Annotated in this window: 17 protein-coding genes; 7 read left to right on the top strand and 10 right to left on the bottom strand. The window is 66.3% G+C overall.

The annotated features are described in order from the left end of the window. Nucleotides 1–42: 42 nt before the first annotated feature. The gene (locus tag WS75_RS20670; RefSeq protein WP_059682905.1) at nt 43–1728 is read right to left on the bottom strand and encodes a GMC family oxidoreductase; all 1686 of its coding nucleotides are present in this window, start codon (nt 1726–1728) and stop codon (nt 43–45) included. 163 nt (nt 1729–1891) lie between these two features. On the opposite strand from WS75_RS20670, the gene WS75_RS20665 reads away from it, so the two are divergent. Both WS75_RS20665 and WS75_RS20660 read left to right on the top strand, forming a co-directional pair. Continuing rightward, complete coding sequence (locus tag WS75_RS20665) at nt 1892–2791, top strand: LysR family transcriptional regulator (RefSeq protein WP_059682651.1); 900 nt, start codon at nt 1892–1894, stop codon at nt 2789–2791. A gap of 233 nt (nt 2792–3024) precedes the next feature. Beyond that, nucleotides 3025–3558 carry a class IV adenylate cyclase gene (locus WS75_RS20660; protein ID WP_059682650.1) on the top strand — a complete coding sequence of 178 codons (534 nt, stop codon included), beginning with the start codon at nt 3025–3027 and terminating at the stop codon, nt 3556–3558. Between the two features lie 54 nt (nt 3559–3612). Here WS75_RS20660 and WS75_RS20655 read toward each other — a convergent pair whose 3' ends face one another. Further along, complete coding sequence (locus WS75_RS20655) at nt 3613–4098, bottom strand: Lrp/AsnC family transcriptional regulator (protein WP_006408082.1); 486 nt, start codon at nt 4096–4098, stop codon at nt 3613–3615. A gap of 106 nt (nt 4099–4204) precedes the next feature. Here WS75_RS20655 and phhA point away from each other — a divergent pair, with 106 nt between their 5' ends. Together phhA and WS75_RS20645 are read left to right on the top strand one after the other, a co-directional pair. After that, a complete protein-coding gene (gene phhA / locus WS75_RS20650) occupies nt 4205–5131 on the top strand; it encodes a phenylalanine 4-monooxygenase (protein WP_082729680.1) in 927 nt (308 codons plus the stop codon). Nucleotides 5132–5233: 102 nt separating this feature from the next. Beyond that, nucleotides 5234–5611 carry a 4a-hydroxytetrahydrobiopterin dehydratase gene (locus WS75_RS20645; protein ID WP_257129422.1) on the top strand — a complete coding sequence of 126 codons (378 nt, stop codon included), beginning with the start codon at nt 5234–5236 and terminating at the stop codon, nt 5609–5611. 92 nt (nt 5612–5703) lie between these two features. Here the strand turns inward: WS75_RS20645 and WS75_RS20640 are convergent, their stop codons facing one another. Then, nucleotides 5704–5934: a DUF3717 domain-containing protein gene (locus tag WS75_RS20640; RefSeq protein ID WP_059682648.1), complete on the bottom strand. Its 231-nt coding sequence runs from the start codon at nt 5932–5934 to the stop codon at nt 5704–5706. Nucleotides 5935–6057: 123 nt separating this feature from the next. On the opposite strand from WS75_RS20640, the gene WS75_RS20635 reads away from it, so the two are divergent. Both WS75_RS20635 and WS75_RS20630 read left to right on the top strand, forming a co-directional pair. Beyond that, nucleotides 6058–6750, top strand: a complete 693-nt coding sequence (locus WS75_RS20635; protein WP_006401494.1) for a response regulator — start codon at nt 6058–6060, stop codon at nt 6748–6750. Between the two features lie 116 nt (nt 6751–6866). Continuing rightward, complete coding sequence (locus tag WS75_RS20630) at nt 6867–8351, top strand: sensor histidine kinase (protein ID WP_059682645.1); 1485 nt, start codon at nt 6867–6869, stop codon at nt 8349–8351. Nucleotides 8352–8444: 93 nt separating this feature from the next. Here WS75_RS20630 and WS75_RS20625 read toward each other — a convergent pair whose 3' ends face one another. The 7 genes from WS75_RS20625 to mnmC form a co-directional block, all read right to left on the bottom strand. After that, nucleotides 8445–8966, bottom strand: a complete 522-nt coding sequence (locus tag WS75_RS20625) for an SET domain-containing protein (protein WP_059682643.1) — start codon at nt 8964–8966, stop codon at nt 8445–8447. A gap of 176 nt (nt 8967–9142) precedes the next feature. Continuing rightward, nucleotides 9143–10255, bottom strand: a complete 1113-nt coding sequence (locus WS75_RS20620) for an NADH:flavin oxidoreductase/NADH oxidase (RefSeq protein ID WP_059682641.1) — start codon at nt 10253–10255, stop codon at nt 9143–9145. Between the two features lie 203 nt (nt 10256–10458). Further along, nucleotides 10459–11169 carry a glutamine amidotransferase gene (locus WS75_RS20615; RefSeq protein WP_059682901.1) on the bottom strand — a complete coding sequence of 237 codons (711 nt, stop codon included), beginning with the start codon at nt 11167–11169 and terminating at the stop codon, nt 10459–10461. Between the two features lie 40 nt (nt 11170–11209). Then, nucleotides 11210–11848, bottom strand: a complete 639-nt coding sequence (locus WS75_RS20610) for a MarR family winged helix-turn-helix transcriptional regulator (RefSeq protein WP_059682639.1) — start codon at nt 11846–11848, stop codon at nt 11210–11212. Between the two features lie 505 nt (nt 11849–12353). Then, nucleotides 12354–13469 (bottom strand): YbdK family carboxylate-amine ligase, encoded by a 1116-nt coding sequence (locus WS75_RS20605; RefSeq protein WP_059682637.1) that lies wholly within the window; start codon nt 13467–13469, stop codon nt 12354–12356. Between the two features lie 15 nt (nt 13470–13484). Further along, nucleotides 13485–14699: a cation:proton antiporter gene (locus WS75_RS20600; RefSeq protein WP_059682635.1), complete on the bottom strand. Its 1215-nt coding sequence runs from the start codon at nt 14697–14699 to the stop codon at nt 13485–13487. A gap of 675 nt (nt 14700–15374) precedes the next feature. After that, complete coding sequence (gene mnmC, locus WS75_RS20595) at nt 15375–17336, bottom strand: bifunctional tRNA (5-methylaminomethyl-2-thiouridine)(34)-methyltransferase MnmD/FAD-dependent 5-carboxymethylaminomethyl-2-thiouridine(34) oxidoreductase MnmC (RefSeq protein ID WP_059682632.1); 1962 nt, start codon at nt 17334–17336, stop codon at nt 15375–15377. Between the two features lie 389 nt (nt 17337–17725). On the opposite strand from mnmC, the gene WS75_RS20590 reads away from it, so the two are divergent. Continuing rightward, nucleotides 17726–18004 (top strand): HU family DNA-binding protein, encoded by a 279-nt coding sequence (locus WS75_RS20590; RefSeq protein WP_006401505.1) that lies wholly within the window; start codon nt 17726–17728, stop codon nt 18002–18004. Nucleotides 18005–18136: the final 132 nt, after the last annotated feature.

The following is an 18136-nucleotide window of genomic DNA, read 5'->3' as shown; positions in this document are numbered from 1 at the left end:
GCACCCGCATGACGGCCCGCTGTCGTGCGTGTCAGCGTGGCGTCATGCAGCCGTCATCGTCGCTTCCGTTCGCACCTGCGTCGCGTCGTGCGCAGCACGTCGATCGGCGCGGATCATGTCGCTCGCGCGCTCGGCGATCATCAGCGTCGGCGAATTCGTGTTGCCCGACGTGATGAACGGCATCACCGATGCATCGACGATCCGCAGCCCGGCGATGCCGCGCACGCGCAGCCGGCTGTCGACGACGGCACGCTCGTCGTCCGTGCGCCCCATCCGGCACGTACCGACCGGATGGAAGATCGTCGTGCCGACCGCACCCGCCGCTTCGATCAGTTCGGCTTCGGTCTGGTACCGCTTGCCCGGCAGGATCTCTTCCGGCTGGTAGCGCGCGAGCGCCGGCGCGGACGCGATGCGCCGCGTGAGCCGCAGCGCATTCGCCGCGACATGACGATCGTGGTCGGTCGACAGATAGTTCGGTGCGATCGACGGCGCCGCGCCCGCATCGGGGCTCGCGATGTGCACGCTGCCGCGCGAGCTCGGCCGCAGATGGCAGACGGACGCCGTAAAGGCGTTGAAGCTGTGCAGCGGCTCGCCGAAACGCTCCAGCGACAGCGGTTGCACGTGGTATTCGAGATCGGGGCGCGTGAGCGCGGAATCGTCCGGATCAGACTTCGCGAACGCGCCGAGCTGCGACGGCGCCATCGACATCGGCCCGCGCTGCAGCAGCGCATATTCGGCGCCGATCATCAGCTTGCCCCACCAGTGCGCAGACAGCGTGTTCAGCGTGCGCACGCCTTCGACGCGAAATGCCATCCGCAACTGCAGGTGATCCTGCAGGTTCTCGCCGACACCCGGCAGATCCTGCACGACGTCGATGCCGAGCGCCTGCAGCCGCGCGCCCGCACCGATGCCCGACAATTCGAGCAGCTGCGGCGAATTCACCGCGCCGGCGGTGAGCAGCACTTCGGCGCGCGCGTGCGCGACGTAGTCGGTGCCGCCGCCGCGATACTCGACGCCGACCGCGCGCCGCCCGTCGAAGATCACGCGCTGCGCATGCGCGCCGGTGATCACCGTCAGATTCGGGCGCGTCATCGCCGGCCGCAGGAACGCCTTCGACGTATTCCAGCGCACACCGCGCTTCTGGTTCACCTCGAAATAGCCGACCCCGGCATTGTCGCCGCGGTTGAAATCGTCGGTCGCCGGGATGCCCGTCTGCTGCGCTGCCTGTGCGAACGATTCGAGGATCTCCCAGCGCAGCCGCTGCTTCTCGACACGCCAGTAGCCGCCCGCGCCGTGTGCATCGCTCGCGCCCGCGTGGTGATCCTCGCTGCGCTTGAAGATGGGCAGCACGCTGTCCCACGACCAGCCGGCATCGCCGGTTTCCTGCGCCCAGCTGTCGTAATCCTCGCGCTGGCCGCGCATGTAGATCATCCCGTTGATCGACGAGCAGCCGCCGAGCACGCGGCCGCGCGGATACGACAGCGCGCGGCCGTTGAGCGCCGCCTCGGGCTGCGTCTTGTACAGCCAGTCGGTGCGCGGATTGCCGATGCAATACAAATAGCCGACCGGGATGTGGATCCAGTGATAGTCGTCCTTGCCGCCGGCTTCGAGCAGCAGCACGCGGATCTCGGGATCCTCGGTCAGGCGGTTCGCGAGCACGCAGCCCGCGGTGCCCGCGCCGACGATCACGTAATCGAATTCGCCCTCGAGCGTGCGTTGAGTACTCACGAGTGTCTCCATGAATTGTTGTGCGCCGCGCGCGCGATTCCGCGCGTCGTTTTCAGCATAGTGCGTCGCGGGCGATGCGGTCGATGAAGCGTACTCCGGCCGCCCGCCGCCGATCCAATGAGTTATGCTGAACCGCGTTATAAGCTGCGCTCATATCACGACGATGGATCTCACCCTGCTCCGCGCGTTCGCGACGGTCGCCCGCGAAGGCAACCTGACGCGCGCCGCCGTGCAGCTGCACCTGACGCAGCCGGCCGTCAGCCTGCAGATCAAGCATCTGCAGGAAACGCTCGGCGTCACGCTGTTTACGCGCACGTCGCGCGGGCTTGCGCTCACGCGCGACGGCCAGACCCTGCTGCCGCACGCCGAGCGCGCGCTGGCCGCGGCCGCCGACGTGCAGCGCGCCGCTGCTGCGCTGCGGCACGAGGTGCGCGGCCGGCTGCGAATCGGCACGATCCTCGATCCCGGCTTCCTGCGGCTCGGCGGCTTCCTGCGCGCGCTGGTCGAAAGCCATCCGCAGATAGAAACCGCATTGCGGCACGGGATGTCAGGCTGGGTGCTCGAACAGGTGCGTGCGCAGGCGCTCGACGTCGGCTATTACATCGGCCGGCCCGACGAGGACGATCCGCGCGACGACACGCTGTTCCACACGATCACGCTCACGCGTTTCCAGTACCGCGTGCTCGCGCCGGCCGGCTGGAAGGAGCGCGGCGAGCGCGCGCACGACTGGCGCGCGCTCGCCGCGCTGCCGTGGATCTGGACGCCGCCGGCGTCCGCCCATCACCGGCTGCTGTCGCGGCTGTTCGCGGCGGCCGGCGCGCAGCCGGTGAAGGTCGCCGAGGTCGACCAGGAGCAATCGATGCTCGATCTCGTGAAATCGGGGATCGGGTTGACGCTCGCGCGCGACGCGACCGCGCTGGCCGAAGCGCACGCGCATGCGCTGACCATCGTCGAACACGTGACGGTGCCGACCGAGCTGACTTTCGTGACGCTCGCCGAGCGGCGCGCCGAGCCGGCGATCGCGGCCGCGCTGCGGCTGATCGAGACCCAATGGGCAATATGAGTGCCGCTGATCCCGGTGCGGCCGGTCGCGCATCGGGCTCAGGGCGCAGGCGCGCGACGCGCCGCGGGTGTCCAATCGACGCCCGCAGGTGACGGGTATTGTCGCGAATGGGCTTGAATCGCCTGCCCCGCATCGCGTCGCCGCTTCCCGCTTGCGCGTCACGCCACCATCGCAGGCTTTTTGCTAGATTGTGCCTTCGCACACCGCGAGACCCCTGTTTGAAGGAGACCCGCATGGCCCGCAACATCGAGATCAAAGCCCGCGCCCGCGAATTCGACCGGCTGCGCGAACAGGCGGCCAAGCTCGCCGCCGAAGCGCCGCTCTTCTACCGCCAGCAGGATTTCTTCTACGACGTGCCGCGCGGCCGGCTGAAGCTGCGCCGCTTCGAGGACGGCACGCCCGCCGAACTGATCTTCTACCAGCGCGACGACCGTGACGGCCCGAAGGCGTCGTACTACACGCGCAGCCCGGTGACGAACCCGGACGCGATGCACTCGCTGCTCGCGACCGCGCTCACCACGCGCGGAATCGTGACGAAGGAACGGCACGTGTACCTCGTCGGCCGCACGCGAATCCATCTCGACCGCGTCGACGGCCTCGGCGACTTCATCGAGCTGGAAGTGGTGCTCGGTCCCGACGATGACGAAGCCGGCGGCGAAGCCGAGGCCCATGACGTGTTCGCGAAGCTCGGCGTGGCGCAGGAGGATCTCGTCGCGGTCGCGTACGTCGACCTCCTGAACGCCGAAGCACGATCCGAAGCGGCCTGATCCGGCCCTGTCCGCGGCGGCGCCTCGCGCCCCGCCGCCGGCCCGGCCGCCGCGTCAGGCGGCGCCGGGCGCCAGGTGCGCGAGCGGCAGCGCGCCGTTGCGCTTGAAGGTCGTCAGCACGATGTTCGAGCGCACGCTGTCGACGCCCGGCACGCGCATCAGCTTCTTCATCACGAACTGCGACAGCGCGTTGAGATCCGGCGCGACGATCCGCAGCAGATAGTCGGCGTCGCCGACCACCGCGTGACATTCGAGCACTTCGGGCAGTACGTCGATCTGTTGCTGGAACTGCTCGATGATCGAATCGCCGTGGTGCTTGAGCTTCAGGCTCGTGAACGCCGTGACGCCGAGCCCGAGCTTTTCGGGGCGCAGCATCACGCGGTAGCCTTCAATCACGCCGGCCGCCTCGAGCCGCTGCAGCCGCCGGCCGATCTGCGACGGCGACAGCGGCACCTCCTCGCCGAGTTGCTGGTGCGTCGCACGGCCGAAGCGCTGCAGCACGTCGAGAAGCGCGAGATCGAAGTGATCGAGTTCCAGCATGAGCGTTCTCCGCATTGATTCCAGTTTTGATGCGCAATTATCGCATTAACAAGCGAATACACGCCATCTTTGCGCTCATTCCGCACGTCACTCGCTCTACACTTGCATGGTTCCCAACCACCGCGTGCAGAGCCTCACCATGTCCACCGTCGTCACCGCGAAACTGCAGGAGCAGTTCGACGCGGGCCTCGAAACCCGCGCCGATTTCACCATCGACCAGCCGCTCGAACGCTACGGCCAGGTCGACCACGCGGTGTGGCAGCAGCTCTATGCGCGCCAGTCGGCGCTGCTGCGCGGTCGCGCATGCGGCGCGTTCATCGCAGGGCTCGGGAAGATCGACTTGCCGGCCGATCGCGTGCCGTCGTTCGCCGACGTGAATCGCCAGCTCGAGCCGGCCACCGGCTGGGAGATCGTCGCCGTGCCGGGCCTCGTGCCCGATCGCGTGTTCTTCGAGCACCTTGCGAACCGGCGGTTTCCGGTCACCTGGTGGATGCGCCGCCCCGATCAGCTCGACTACCTGCAGGAACCCGACTGCTTCCACGACCTGTTCGGCCACGTGCCGCTCCTGATCGAGCCGGTGTTCGCCGACTACATGCAGGCATACGGCCGCACCGCGCTCGCGGTCGCGGACGACGAAGCGGCGCTCGCGCGGCTGGCGCGCCTCTACTGGTATACGGTGGAGTTCGGGCTGATCCGCGACGCAAACGGCACGAACGGACTGTCGATTTACGGCGCCGGGATCGTGTCGAGCAAGGGCGAGAGTCTGTACAGCCTCGAAAGCGCGGCGCCGAACCGGCTCGGTTTCGATCTCGAGCGCGTGATGCGCACGCGCTACCGGATCGACACGTTCCAGAAGACCTACTTCGTGATCGATGATTTCGCGCAGTTGTTCGCGCTGGCCGACGTCGATGGCCGTGCGCTGGCCGACCGGCTGGCCGCGCTGCCCGAGTTCCCGGCCGGCGCGGTGGCCGACCGCGATCTCGTGCTGCATCGCGGCACGGGCGAAGGCTGGCCGGACGACGCCGACGCGTAAGGCCGCGGGCCACGCCGGCATGATTCGCGCGCCGGCGCCCGCCCCTCGATGTCCGTCCCCCGGATGGCTGTCCCCGGATGGCCGTTCCGCAACTATGAAACAATGACCGATACCGGCTTTGCCGCGTGGCCTTTGCCCGCGTGCGGGCGCCGTTACCGAACGAGGTGCACCATGATTCACAAGCTCACATCAGAAGAACGCAAGACCCGACTCGAAGGCCTGCCTCACTGGACGGCCGTGCCGGGCCGCGACGCGATCCAGCGCAGCCTGCGCTTTGCCGATTTCAACGAGGCCTTCGGCTTCATGACGCGTGTCGCGATCAAGGCGCAGGAAATGAACCACCATCCGGAATGGTTCAACGTGTACAACCGCGTCGACGTGACGCTGTCGACCCACGACGCGGACGGCCTGACCGAACGCGACATCGCGCTCGCGACGTTCATCGACCAGGTGTGCGCACACACCGACCCGGCCGCCTGAGACCTTCCTCTACCGCCGCGCATCTTTCGACGCGCGGCACGTCAACTTTTCATTTCGATGAACGTTTTCTAGGATGTACTCAGCGAAAGCCTTCAGCTTTCCAAGCCATCCTTAAGGCGCACGTAAGTCTCGTACGCTTTCCGCGCCTTGGGGTCCAAACCTTCCAGTTGCAGCGCGCCTCCGCGCTGTACAATCAGCAGCGCATACGGCTTGGAGAGCGCGCTGGCCTCTTCGCAGAGTTTGAGTTCGTCGCCGCTCGACGGCGAGCGGGCGCGCCAGAAATTGATCGCGGCTTCGAGGTCGTGAATCGAAATATCGGACATGATTGGATTTAATCGTTCGCTGGCCGCCATGCTTGATTGTCAGGCGATGCGTCGCCCCTGTGGAAACGGCGTCGTGCTGTCCGCGTGCCTGAACCGCCAACCCATTGTACTTGAGCGAACTTCATGCGACTCCTTCTGATCGAAGACGACCGCCCCATCGCACGCGGTATCCAGAGCAGCCTCGAGCAGGCTGGCTTCACCGTTGACATGGTGCACGACGGCATCTTTGCCGAACAGGCGCTGGCACAAAACCGCCACGAACTCGTGATCCTCGACCTCGGCCTGCCGGGCATCGACGGAATGACGCTGCTCACACGCTTTCGCCAGACCAATCGCCACACGCCGGTCATCGTGCTGACCGCGCGCGACGAATTGAACGACCGGATTCAGGGCCTGAACTCCGGCGCCGACGATTACATGCTCAAGCCGTTCGAGCCGGCCGAGCTCGAAGCGCGCATCCGCGCGGTGATGCGCCGCAGCGGCCCGCACAGCGACATGCCGCGTCCGGAAGTGTCGCTCGGCGGCGTCCGCCTGTCGGGCGTCGATCGCCGCATCTTCAACGACGACAAGCCGCTGGAACTGTCGCCGCGCGAATTCGCGGTGCTCGAAATGCTGCTGCTGCGTCACGGCCGTGTGGTCAGCAAGGCCCAGCTGCAGGATCACCTCACGCACTTCGGCGGCGATCTCGGCGACACCGCGATCGAAGTCTACGTGCACCGGGTGCGCAAGAAACTGGAGCAGTGCCGTGTCGAAATCGTCACGGTGCGCGGCTTCGGCTACCTGCTGCAGGAAATCCGCCAGACCGCGAGCGTCTGAGCGGCGCCGCACGCCGGCAGGCCCCGTGCCGCCGGCAAGCCGCCCTGCCCGTGTCGCCGACCGACGCACGTCCGCGCCGCTCCCCGTGAGCGGCGCTTATCCATTTGCCCGTCGAAATGTCCTCTGATCCGGCTGTCACCACCAGCCTGCGCCGCTCGCTGCTTCGGCGCCTCGCCGCGCCGCTGTCGATGCTCGCGCTGATGAGCGGCCTGATTGCCTACTGGCTCGCGTGGCAATACACGCAACACGTGATCGACCGCTCGCTCGCCGATCTCGCCACCGCCATCTCCAAACAGATCCAGATCGCCGGCCCCGACGCGCCGTTCACGGTGCCGCCGCTCGCTCAGGCGATGTTCTCCGATCCGGCGGAGGCGCTGATCTACCGGATCAGCGACGGCGAACAGGAACTCGCCGGCGACCCGAAACTGCCGCTGCGGGGCATCAACGTGCGCCGCATGCATCACGCGTACGTGTTCGAGGCCGAGTACGACAATCGCGCGGTGCGCGTCGCGCAGGTGCGTGTCGACAATGTCGAGGGCGGCAAGCCGATGGTGGTCGAGGTCGCGCAGCCGGTGCGCCACCGTTACCGGATCGCGGCCGAATTCCTCGTCGCGATCATGATGCCGCTGCTGCTGTTGCTGCTCGCGGGCTGGGGCATCGTGTGGCGGGTCGTGAACCAGCAGCTCGGCCCGCTCACGCATCTCGCCGATTCGCTGAACCGGCAGACCCACACGTCGCTGGAGCCGGTCGACGAAACCGACGTGCCGCTCGAGATCCGGCCGCTGACGAGCGCGATGAACGCGCTGCTCGGCCGCCTGAAGACCGCGCTCGACGCGCAGCGCAAGTTCATCGCCGATGCCGCGCACCAGTTGCGCACGCCGCTCACAGCCGTGAAACTGCATGCCGAGCAGGCCGCCGTCGCGCGCGACCCGCAGCAGACCTACACCGCGGTACGCGAATTGCGCGCGGCCGCCGACCGCGCGGTGCGGCTGTCGAACCAGCTGCTGTCGCTCGCGCGTGCTGAGCCGGGCGAACAGGCCGCGCGTTTCGTCGACGTCGACCTGGCCGCGATGGCGTTCGAGACCGGCGCCGAGTGGGTGCCGCGCGCGCTCGCATCGCATGTCGATCTCGGCTTCCAGCGCAGCGACGATCCCGGCGAGGACGAAACGCTGAACGTGCGCGGCAACCCCGTGCTGCTGCGCGAAGTGATCGCGAACCTGCTCGACAATGCGCTGAAATACGTGCCGCTCGCACGGCCGGCCGGCGCGCGGATCACGGTGAACGTCGCACGCGGCGCACTCGAGGACGGCCAGCCAGCCGCCGAGATCGTCGTCGAGGACAACGGCCCGGGCGTGCCGGCCAGCCAGCAGGCCGACCTGTTCAAGCGCTTCTTCCGCGGCGATGCGCAGAGCGGCAACGGCGTCGAGACGGGCGCCGGGCTCGGACTCGCGATCGTGCACGACATCATCGCGATGCACGGCGGCACGGTGTCGTACGAGGATGCAGCGGAAGGCGGTTCGCGTTTCGTGGTGCGGGTGCCGCTCGCCAAGCGCACCGCGAAGCCGGCGAGCGAGACGCCGGCCGCCGCGCCGACGCACTGAGGCGCGCTGGCCCGTATCGGGCAGGACGGACGGCCGCGCGGCGGCCGTCCTGGCGAAGGTGAAGCAGCCGCGCACGATGCGCGGCCGCGCCGGTCACTTCTTCTTTTTCTTGTCCTTCGCGCCGGACTCCGACTTCCCGTCCTTCTTCTTTTTCTTCTTGCCGTCGTCGTCCGGCGTGGCGAGCAGCGTGCCGCGACACGCGTCCGCGCCGCAATGGCACGCGTATTCGCGCTTGAGCTTCTTCGTCAGCTTCTCGTCGATCACGAGGCCATAGTCGTAGAACAGCTCTTCTTCCGGGCTGATATCGCGCAGCGCATGGATGAACACGCGGCCGTTGATCTCCTCGGCCTCGCAGTTCGGCGCGCACGAATGGTTGATCCAGCGCGCGCTGTTGCCGTCGATCTTGCCGTCGATCACGCCGCCCTCTTCCAGTGCGAAGTAGAACGTATGGTTCGGCTCGTTCGGGTCGTGCGGATGGCGGCGCAGCGCCTCCTTCCACGAAATTCGCTCGCCTTTGTATTCCACTACGCGTTCGCCGGCCTTGATCGGCTCCACCGCGAACACGCCCTTGCCGTGTATTCCCGAGCGGCGCACCGCGATCCTGCGTGAACTCATCGAACGAATCCTTTGAAGACGACTTGAATGGAGGACGGCCGCGCTTTCGATGTGCGCGGCCCTGCGTCGCGCGAAACGAAAACGCGGCACCGGTTGGTGCCGCGTCGGGGCATGCGGCGAATCACCCGCATCCTACACGTTCACGATTGCTTCGTTCAACATCGCGCGCATGCCGCTCAGCGCTGGCCGAATGCGATGTCGCCGAACAACGCCTTGTGCTCGCGCGGCTGCGAACGCCAGTACTGCGGCGGCGCCGACACCTGCGCGCCGAGCTCGGCGGCCGCATGCCACGGCCAGCGCGGGTCGTACAGCATCGCGCGCGCCATCGCGACGAAATCGGCGTCGCCGGCCTCGATCAGCTGGTTCGCATGCGCGGGCTCGTTGATGAGGCCGACCGCGATCGTCGGCATCCCGACCGCGCGCTTCACGGCCTTCGCGAACGGCACCTGGTAGCCGGGCGACAGCGGGATCTTCTGCAGCGGCGACACGCCGCCGGACGACACGTCGATCCAGTCGCAGCCGCGCTCCTTCAGTTCGTGCGCGAACGCGATCGTATCGTCGAGCTCCCAGCCGCCCTCGACCCAGTCGGTCGCAGACACGCGCACGCCCACCGGCCGGTCCGCCGGAAACGCCGCGCGCACGATCTCGAAGATCTCGAGCGGAAAGCGCATCCGGTTTTCTCGCGAGCCGCCGTATTCGTCGGTGCGCTGGTTCGAAAGCGGCGACAGGAACTGATGCAGCAGGTAGCCGTGCGCCGCGTGCACCTCGATCGCATCGATGCCGAGGCGCGCGGCACGCTTCGCGGCGGCAGCGAACGCTTCGCGGATCCGGTTCAGACCGGCCGCATCGAGCGCGAGCGGCGGCGTCTCGCCGTCCTTGTGCGGTAACGCCGACGGCGCATGCGGCAGCCAGCCGCCATCGGCGACGGACACGAGCTGGCCGCCCTTCCACGGCACCTCGCTCGACGCCTTGCGCCCCGCATGCGAGAGCTGCATCGCGACACGGACCGGCGAATGCTTGCGGATCGCCGCCAGCACGGGCTTGAGCGCCGCTTCGGTCACGTCGTCCCACAGGCCGAGGTCGCCGGCCGTGATGCGCCCGTCGGGTTCGACGGCGGTCGCTTCGATGCAGAGCAAGCCCGCACCGGACAACGCGAGATGGCCGAGGTGAATCATGTGCCAGTCGGTCGCCTCGCCGCGCTCGGCCGAGTATTGGCACATCGGGGAGATCACGATCCGGTTCGGAAGGGTCACGCCGCGCAGCGTGAAAGGAGAAAACAACGCAGTCATGGATACCGCTCGCCAGGAAAGGGAAAGAGCGGATCAGCGTAGCATGCGGGCTCGAAGCCTGCTCGTAGCGGGTTCGGCAGTAAGCGGATGGTCAGGCAGGGCCGGCGTGCAGCCGGCCGCGCGGCAGCGCGCACGCGGCGTGCGGCGGTGCGCCGACCCGCAATGCCCGCGGGCCGGTCATGCGTGGTGCCGCTCGCCCGGGATCAAAGCCCGACGCTGTCGAGCCACTCGCCGAACATGCGTCGCGCGGCCGTCTCCAGCACAGGACCGTGCTGAAGGGTGTCGGCGCGCAACTGGCGCGCGTCGATGCCGGGCGTCGACGCGATTTCGCCGGCGTTGCCGATCAGCCAGGGTTCGAAGCGGTCGGTGCGGATTTCAGGATGACATTGCAGCGCCAGCACGTGCTGCCCCCACGCGAACGCCTGATGGCGGCACGCCGGTGTCGATGCAAGATGGATCGCGCCGCCCGGCAGGTCGAACGTATCGCCATGCCAGTGCAGCATCGAGGTCGCCGCGCCGTCGAGGTGGCGCAGCGGCGACGCGCGGCCCGCGTCGGTGAGCGTCAGCGGCGCCCAGCCAAGTTCCTTCTGCGCAGCCGGATAGACGCGCGCACCGAGCGCGCGGGCGATGAACTGCGCCCCGAGGCAGATGCCGAGGATCGGCAGTCCGGCATCGATGCGCTGGCGCACGAGCGCCGCGAGCGGCGCGATCGACGGATACTGCGCGTCCTCGTACACGCTGAGCGGCCCGCCGAGCATCACGAGCAGCGCCGGCTTGAGCGCGTCGAGCGCCTCGACGCGCGACGATCCGACGTCGACGTATCGCACCCGCCGCCCGCGCTCTCCGAGCACCTGCTCGAAGCTGCCGAGGTCCTCGAAATGCACGTGGCGGATCGCCACCACTTCAGCGTTCATCACAGCGTTCACCATCGGCCTCCCGGTCGATCGACGGACGTCAGCCGGCAAACACCTTCCAGGTCTTCTTCTGCGTCGCCGCGTCGGCTTCTTCGTGCACCGAACAGTCGAGACGCAGATCGCTGTCGGCCATCGACAGATCGAGCGCCGCGCAATGATGCACGGTCTTCTTCGACTGCTTGCCCGGCTGGAAATGCGCGCACGTCAGGCACATGCGCTGCGGCGGCGTCGCACCGGCCACCTGCAGCTCGCGCAGCGTCTTCAGCAGCGCGCGGTACAGCGCGCCCTGTTCGTCCGCGCCGAGCTTGCCGACCGCTTTCGTCAGGAATTCAGGCCATTGCAGCGCCTTCTTCGCCGCGGTGCGGCCGCGGGCCGACAGGCGCACGGCGAGCGCGCGGCCGTCGTCCAGTGCGCGACGCTTCTCGACGAGCCCCTTCGTCTCGAGCGTGCTGACCGCGTCGCTGGTGGTCGCAGCCGTAAGCTGCGTCTCGCGCGCGATCTCGCCGAGCCGCATCGGGCCCTTGCGTTGCAGCAGCAGCACGAGGATCTCGCCCTGCGTCGGCGTGAGGCCTGCACCTTCCGCCCAATCCCATGCCTGGCTTCGCATGGCCGTACTCAACCGCAGCAAGCTGTGGGTCACACGTCCCGAAGCCTGATTCCCGTAAACGCCTTCGCTCATAGTCTTTTCGCTTTGCCGCCGCCCGGATCGCCGAGCAGCCGTAGTGTGGAGATCGAATGTCTATCTCAAAACAGACGCTCTTTGAAGAGCGTCGACACGGCCGTCGCGAGGCACACGCGGCGGTCGCGTTCGCGGCGACCGGTGAGACACGGGTCATTCCGGTGTCCGCAAAGCCGACATTCTAAGCGAGAGCGGAAAATCGCACAGCTAAGTTATCCCCTTCAATCTGTGGAAAATCGCTGGATAACCGGATTTTTTCGTTGTGCCGGCAATCTCCGCCGACCCCACAACCGAACGCGCAAACATTTTCCTGTTCGAATCGGCCATCGTGCCGACGGCACCGATCCACCGGGTTATCCATCCCGCAGAGCATTGACTTTGAAGCGGAATATCAAGTTATCCACAGATTTTCAGGACGACTGGCGACGCGCTGCGCGCGAATCGGCGTCGAACGGCGTTCAGCGAATCGGCGCGCGGTCGAGCCTGTAATCTGCAAAACATTTTTTCATTCACGCCAGCGCAGGCACTGCTGACGGACCGTCTCGTTCAGCGATTTTTCCTGTTTGAAAACGGTTCTCAACCACGATGCGTCATTCACGCGCGCCTTCGCGAGCGCGCCGATCTCGTCGAGCGCCGCGCGCGAGCCGAGCGCGGCCGCATGCGGCGCGATCCGGTCGAGCGTGTCGAGGATGTCTTCCGCGATCGTGCGGCGCTCACCTGTCTGAGGATTGACGCAGGTGCCCTCGAGCCCGAAGCGGCACGCTTCGAAACGGTTGAATGTGTAGACGAGATAGTCGTCCTCCGACAGCTTCAGCGGCCGGTCGGTCAGCAGGTAGCGCGCGAGCGTCTGGATGTAGCAGGCAATCGCGGCCGCGCGATCGACCGACAGCGGCGTGTCCATCACGCGCACTTCGATCGTCCCGAAGCCGGGCTTCGGCCGGATGTCCCAGTAAAAGTCCTTCATCGAGTTGACAACGCCCGTGTTGACCATCTTCGTGAAGTACTCCTCGAAGCTGTCCCAGGTCAGCACGAATGGCGCGCGGCCCGACAGCGGGAACGCGAACACCGAATTCAGGCGCGCCGAATGGAAGCCGGTGTCGACGTTCTGCACGAACGGCGACGACGCCGACAGCGCGATGAAGTGCGGAATGAAGCGCGACATCGAGTGCAGCAGGAACAGCGCGCTGTCCGGATCGGGGCAGCCGATGTGCACGTGCTGGCCGAACACGGTGAACTGCTTCGCGAGATAGCCGTACAGCTCGGAGATGTACTGGAAGCGCGGCGCGTCGTAGATCTGCCGGTCGCTCCACTGCTGGAACGCGTGCGTGCCGCCGCCGGCGAGCCCGACGTTGAGCTGGTCGGCCGCCTTCACGAGCACGTCGCGGATCGCGTGCAGCTCGCTGACCGCCTGGTCGTGCGTATGGCAGATGCCGGTCGACAGCTCGATCATGCTCTCGGTGATTTCGGGCGTGATGTTGCCGGGGAAGGTCTCGCCCTGGATCAGGCGCATCAGGTCGGATGCCGCCTTGGTCAGGTCGTAGTTGTGCGTGTTGACGACCTGGATCTCCAGTTCGACGCCGAACGTGAACGGTTCGGAATTGACGAAAGTTTCGAGTGCCATGGCAGTTTCCGGAAATCAGTTGCCGTCGCTGCGTTCGCTGACCGCCGACAGGCAGCGGTAGACGACGAACGGGCTGACGAGCTGCAGGATCACGATCGTGCACATCACGATCGCACGCAGGTGCGGGTCGAAATTCGGATAGAGCTGGTAGGTGTCGTCGACGAGCAGGTACGACAGCGCAGACATCGGTGTGAGCGCGATGCCGAGCGCGATGCCTTGCTTCATCCCGATGCCGCTCGGCTTCGCGAACGCGACGACGCCGGCCAGCTTCGCAACGAGCCGCGTGACGATCAGCACGATCGCGAGCAGCCCGCCGAGTGCGATGTCGCCCCACGTGAACGACGTGAGCGTCAGCACGAACAGGACCACCGTCAGCAGCCAGCCGGCCGTGCCGAAATGCTCGGGCCACAGCTGCGGCCGCGCTTCGAGGTTCTTCACGATGATGCCGGCGAGCAGCAGCGTGAGCAGCGTCGACAGCTTCAGCGCCTGCGCCACCGCGATCGCGAGCATCACGAGCCCGAACAGCGCGACGAACGAATGCTCGTCGCGCATCGTCGAGGTCATGTGGCGGAACAGGTAATTGCACGCACGCGCGACCAGGTACGCGACGATGAACGAACCGGCGATCAGGTAGACGGGCTGCAGGATCGTCGCGAAAACGTTCCCGTACGCCTCCTGGTGGAGCCAGCTCGTGACGAGCTTGGTCAGCACGATCGCGTACACGCTGTTCAGCGCGGTCAGCGTGATGAGGCGCTGCGACACCTGCCCTTCCGCGCGCAGTTCGGTCTTGAGCTGGATCACCATCGACGGCGACGTCGCGATCGCGATCGCCGACAGCACGAGCGCGACCATGCCCGACACGCCGAGCGCGAGCATCACGAACAGCACGAGCACGAATGTCAGCGTCGCCTCGGCAAGGCTCGACGCAATGAGCCACGGATTGCGGCGAATCCATTTCAGGTCGAGACGGCTGCCGAGCTCGAACAGCAGCAGGCCGAGCGCGACGTCGATCAGCAGCCGAGAGGTTTCGTCGGTGCTCGCGTCGATCACGCCGAATCCGAACGAACCGGCGACGAGGCCGATCACCGCATAGCCGGTGATGCGCGGCAACCGCCATGCGCGGTAGCACAGCTCGCCGCACAGACCGGCCGCGAACAACGCGAGCCCGGCCCAGAACACGGCATCCGGTGCGAGCGGCCAGTTGGGCAGGAATGAGAACGCCGACTTCATCGTGGTGACTTCTCCTTTGGAAGCAATCGCCAGCGGCGCGGGGTCAAGCGTCAGAAAAGAGATGCACGCCGGCCGGGTATCGCCCCGAATGTGATTGTTGTGGTCGACGACGGCGGGACATGGGATCCGCCTTTTTCCGCCGTCCGGCGGAACTGTCGTTCAGGCTGCCGATCTGGATTGTCGGCCTGGTGTGTGAACGGACTGCGCAGTCTCGAAGATTCAGATTCGAAATCGTGCCGACCGTTCCATTGAAGCATGTCCGGCGCCTGGCCGAACGAACGCGAAGGACACCGATTGTGCCACAGCTTTTTCGCTCCGGAACCGATCGACTCGACTCGCGCCCCTGTGAGGCACCACAGGTTTTTGGTTTCAATTGTTTACTTGTATATATACGTAGTAGAAGTTAACAAGGCTTGCACAGTTCTGTGGATAACTTCGGTTTACGCAACAAGATCAAAGCGTTGGCATAGCCATAACCCGTTGCACAGGCTGTTTGCTCACAGAGGTTTGAGTTGAGCAACTTTCGGGCCGCTCAATGGCTGTGCCGAGTTGCCCAGTTGACGTCCACTGTGATTACACACGAACCGCGCGTGGATTCCGCGCGGTTATCCACAGCATCGAGTGGATAACCTTGCGCGAAAAAATCAAAGCACTGTGAGGATTTGGCTGACGAGATCAGCCGATCTGGCGGCCGCGCAGCGCGCGGATCAGGAACCGGGCCGGGTCGACGGCATCGGCGAGTTCACGCTCGAGCGGTAGCGGCTCGCCTTCGAGTTGCGACGCGATCAGCTCGGCGCCGAGCGCCGCCCACACCAGGCCGCGGGAGCCGTAGCCGAAGGCGCCATAGAGGCCCGCGGTGCGAGGCAGGTCGCGCGCCTTCGCACCGCTCAGTGCGCGTGCGTTCGCGAGGGTCTGCGCTTCGTCGGCAAGCGGGCCGATCACCGGCACACGGTCGGCGACGACCCAGCGAAACGCGACGCGCCCACGCAGCGTCCCGACGTCCGGCAGCTCGCCGATCAGGCCGGGCAGCAGATGCCGTACGCGCTCGATATTTTCGATATGTCCGGCGGGGCGCATCGCGGGATCGAGGTCGTCGGGTTCGAACGTTGCACCGATCAGCAGCGTGCCGTCGTCGAGCGGCACCGCATAGCCGTCGCCGATCGCCGGGCACGGCAGCGGTGCCGTGCTGCCGGGCGGCAGCAGCGTCAACTGGCCGCGCACCGGCTGCAGCGAGACATGCTGCAGGCCGGCGAGACGCACGGCATCGCCCGCGTTCGCAAGCACGACGACCGGCGCTGCGGCGAGCGTTGCGCCTGTCGCGTCGACCGCGCGCCACGTGTCGCCATCACGCTCGAGTCGATCGACTTGGGTGCCGGCCAGCAGTTTCACGCGCTCACCTGCCGCCGCGACTTGCGCGGCGCAGAGCCCTGCCGGCCATACGGCGCCGCCGTGCGGAAACAGCAGGCCACCATGTGCGACGGGCAGGTTCAGATGCGCGCGCGCGGCGTCGGTGTCGAGCAGCGACACATAGTCGGACGGTGCGCCGAGCGCGTCGAACGCATCGCGCATGCGCACGAAATCGTCGGCCGATTCCGCGAGGTGAATCATCCCGCGCGTGCTGCGCGCGAACGCATGGCCCGCCTGCTCGAGTGCGCGCCAGCGTGCGAGCGCATGCAGGAAACCGCTGCGTGTGAGGCGGCTCGCGACGTTGTCGTCGCGCGTCATCAGGGGATGAAATACACCGGCAGGATTGCCCGATGCGTCGCTCGCGATCCGCGCGTGCCGCTCGATCAGCGTGACGTTCCAGCCGCGTGCGGCGAGCCGTTCGACGATCGCGCAGCCAGCCAGGCCCGCACCGATCACGATCGCATCGCGCGCGGCAACCGGCAATGCGCGTGGCGGTTCGTGCCGGCGCATCCGCCAGCGCGGGGCATATTCGCCTGCGAGCATCGCAAACTTGCCGGCCAACCCGGCGATCTTGCGGTACGTGAAACCCGCTTCGAGGAGTGCCTGTTTCACCGCGCCCGCGCTCGAATACGTCGCGAAGGTCGCATTTTCGGCGGCGACGCGTGCGAGTGCGCGGAACACATCGACCGACCAGAGATCCGGGTTTTTCGCGGGCGCGAAGCCGTCCATATAGAACGCATCGGCGCGTGCGACCAGTTTCGGCAGCATCTCGCGCGCGTCGCCCAGTGCGAGCGTGAGCACGACCCGGCCGGCGTCGAATTCGAGGCGATGAAAACCTGGAACGAGCATCGGCCACGCATCGGCGAGCATTTCCGCTTCTGTCGAGATGGTTGTGTTCGCAACTATATGGGACAGTGCCCGGCGCAGGTCGTCGCGCGAAAACGGATGTTTCTCGAACGACACGAAATGCAGCCGCTCGCAGCGTGCGGGATCGTCGCGCCAGGCGGCCCAGGTCGCGAGGAAGTTGGCGCCCGCGCCGAACCCGGTCTCGACGATGGTGAACGTGCGGCGGCCTTGCCAGCGCGCGGGCAGCGCGTTGCCCGCGATGAACGTGTGGCGCGCCTGCGCGAGCGCGCCCGCGACGTTGTGATAGATGTCGCCGTACTCGGGCGAGACGAGGATGCCGTCGTCGCGAAACGCGAGCGTGGCGGGAACGAGTCGGTCTGGCATGCGAAACAAAAAACGTGGCAGCCAAGCCCGGCAAGGGATTGCGCGGAGGCGTCCGGCGGTCCGTTGGCAAAAACCAACGGCGTTGCGCGACGGCGGACCCGGCTGCGTATCCTGCCCGGTTGGCGCAGGTCAAAAAACGGGCAATCGACGATTCATTCGGCGAAATACCGATGAAAATCTTTGAAACCCTTGTCGTTATTGGGTTTGCGCTGCGCTATCATAGCAACGCCGTACCGCGGGGTGGCCACCGGCAAGCCGGACGGCACGTCGCGCGGGCCAGGATTCGGCGCTGTGCCGTCGGAGTCTGACTCTCGACGGCACGGTTCGCGCACGTATAATCGGCGCGTTCGCGCTGTTCGTGTCAAACCTAACCTGAAAAAGGAACCTTAATGAACAAACAGGAACTGATCGACGCCGTCGCCGCCCAAACGGGCGCCAGCAAGGCTCAAACCGGCGAAACGCTGGACACGCTGCTCGAAGTCATCAAGAAAGCCGTGTCGAAGGGTGATGCGGTTCAGCTGATCGGCTTCGGCAGCTTCGGTTCGGGCAAGCGCGCAGCACGTACGGGCCGCAACCCGAAGACGGGCGAAACCATCAAGATCCCGGCAGCCAAGACGGTCAAGTTCACGGCTGGCAAGGCGTTCAAGGACGCCGTCAACAAGCGTTAATCAGCGCCTGTTCCAGGAAAAAAACCCGCCGGAAGGCGTAATGCCGTTCAGTTACGCAGCTGAACGGCATTTTTTATTTTAGGGAAGGATTGGTTGTAAACGCTGCGCTGAGATGTTAACTTTTGGCGTGAT

The organism is Burkholderia sp. FL-7-2-10-S1-D7 (genome assembly GCF_001524185.1).
GTDB classification, from domain to species: domain Bacteria; phylum Pseudomonadota; class Gammaproteobacteria; order Burkholderiales; family Burkholderiaceae; genus Burkholderia; species Burkholderia diffusa.
The sequence above is the reverse complement of the archived record's forward strand: the minus strand, read 5'-3'. Positions and strand labels throughout refer to the sequence as shown.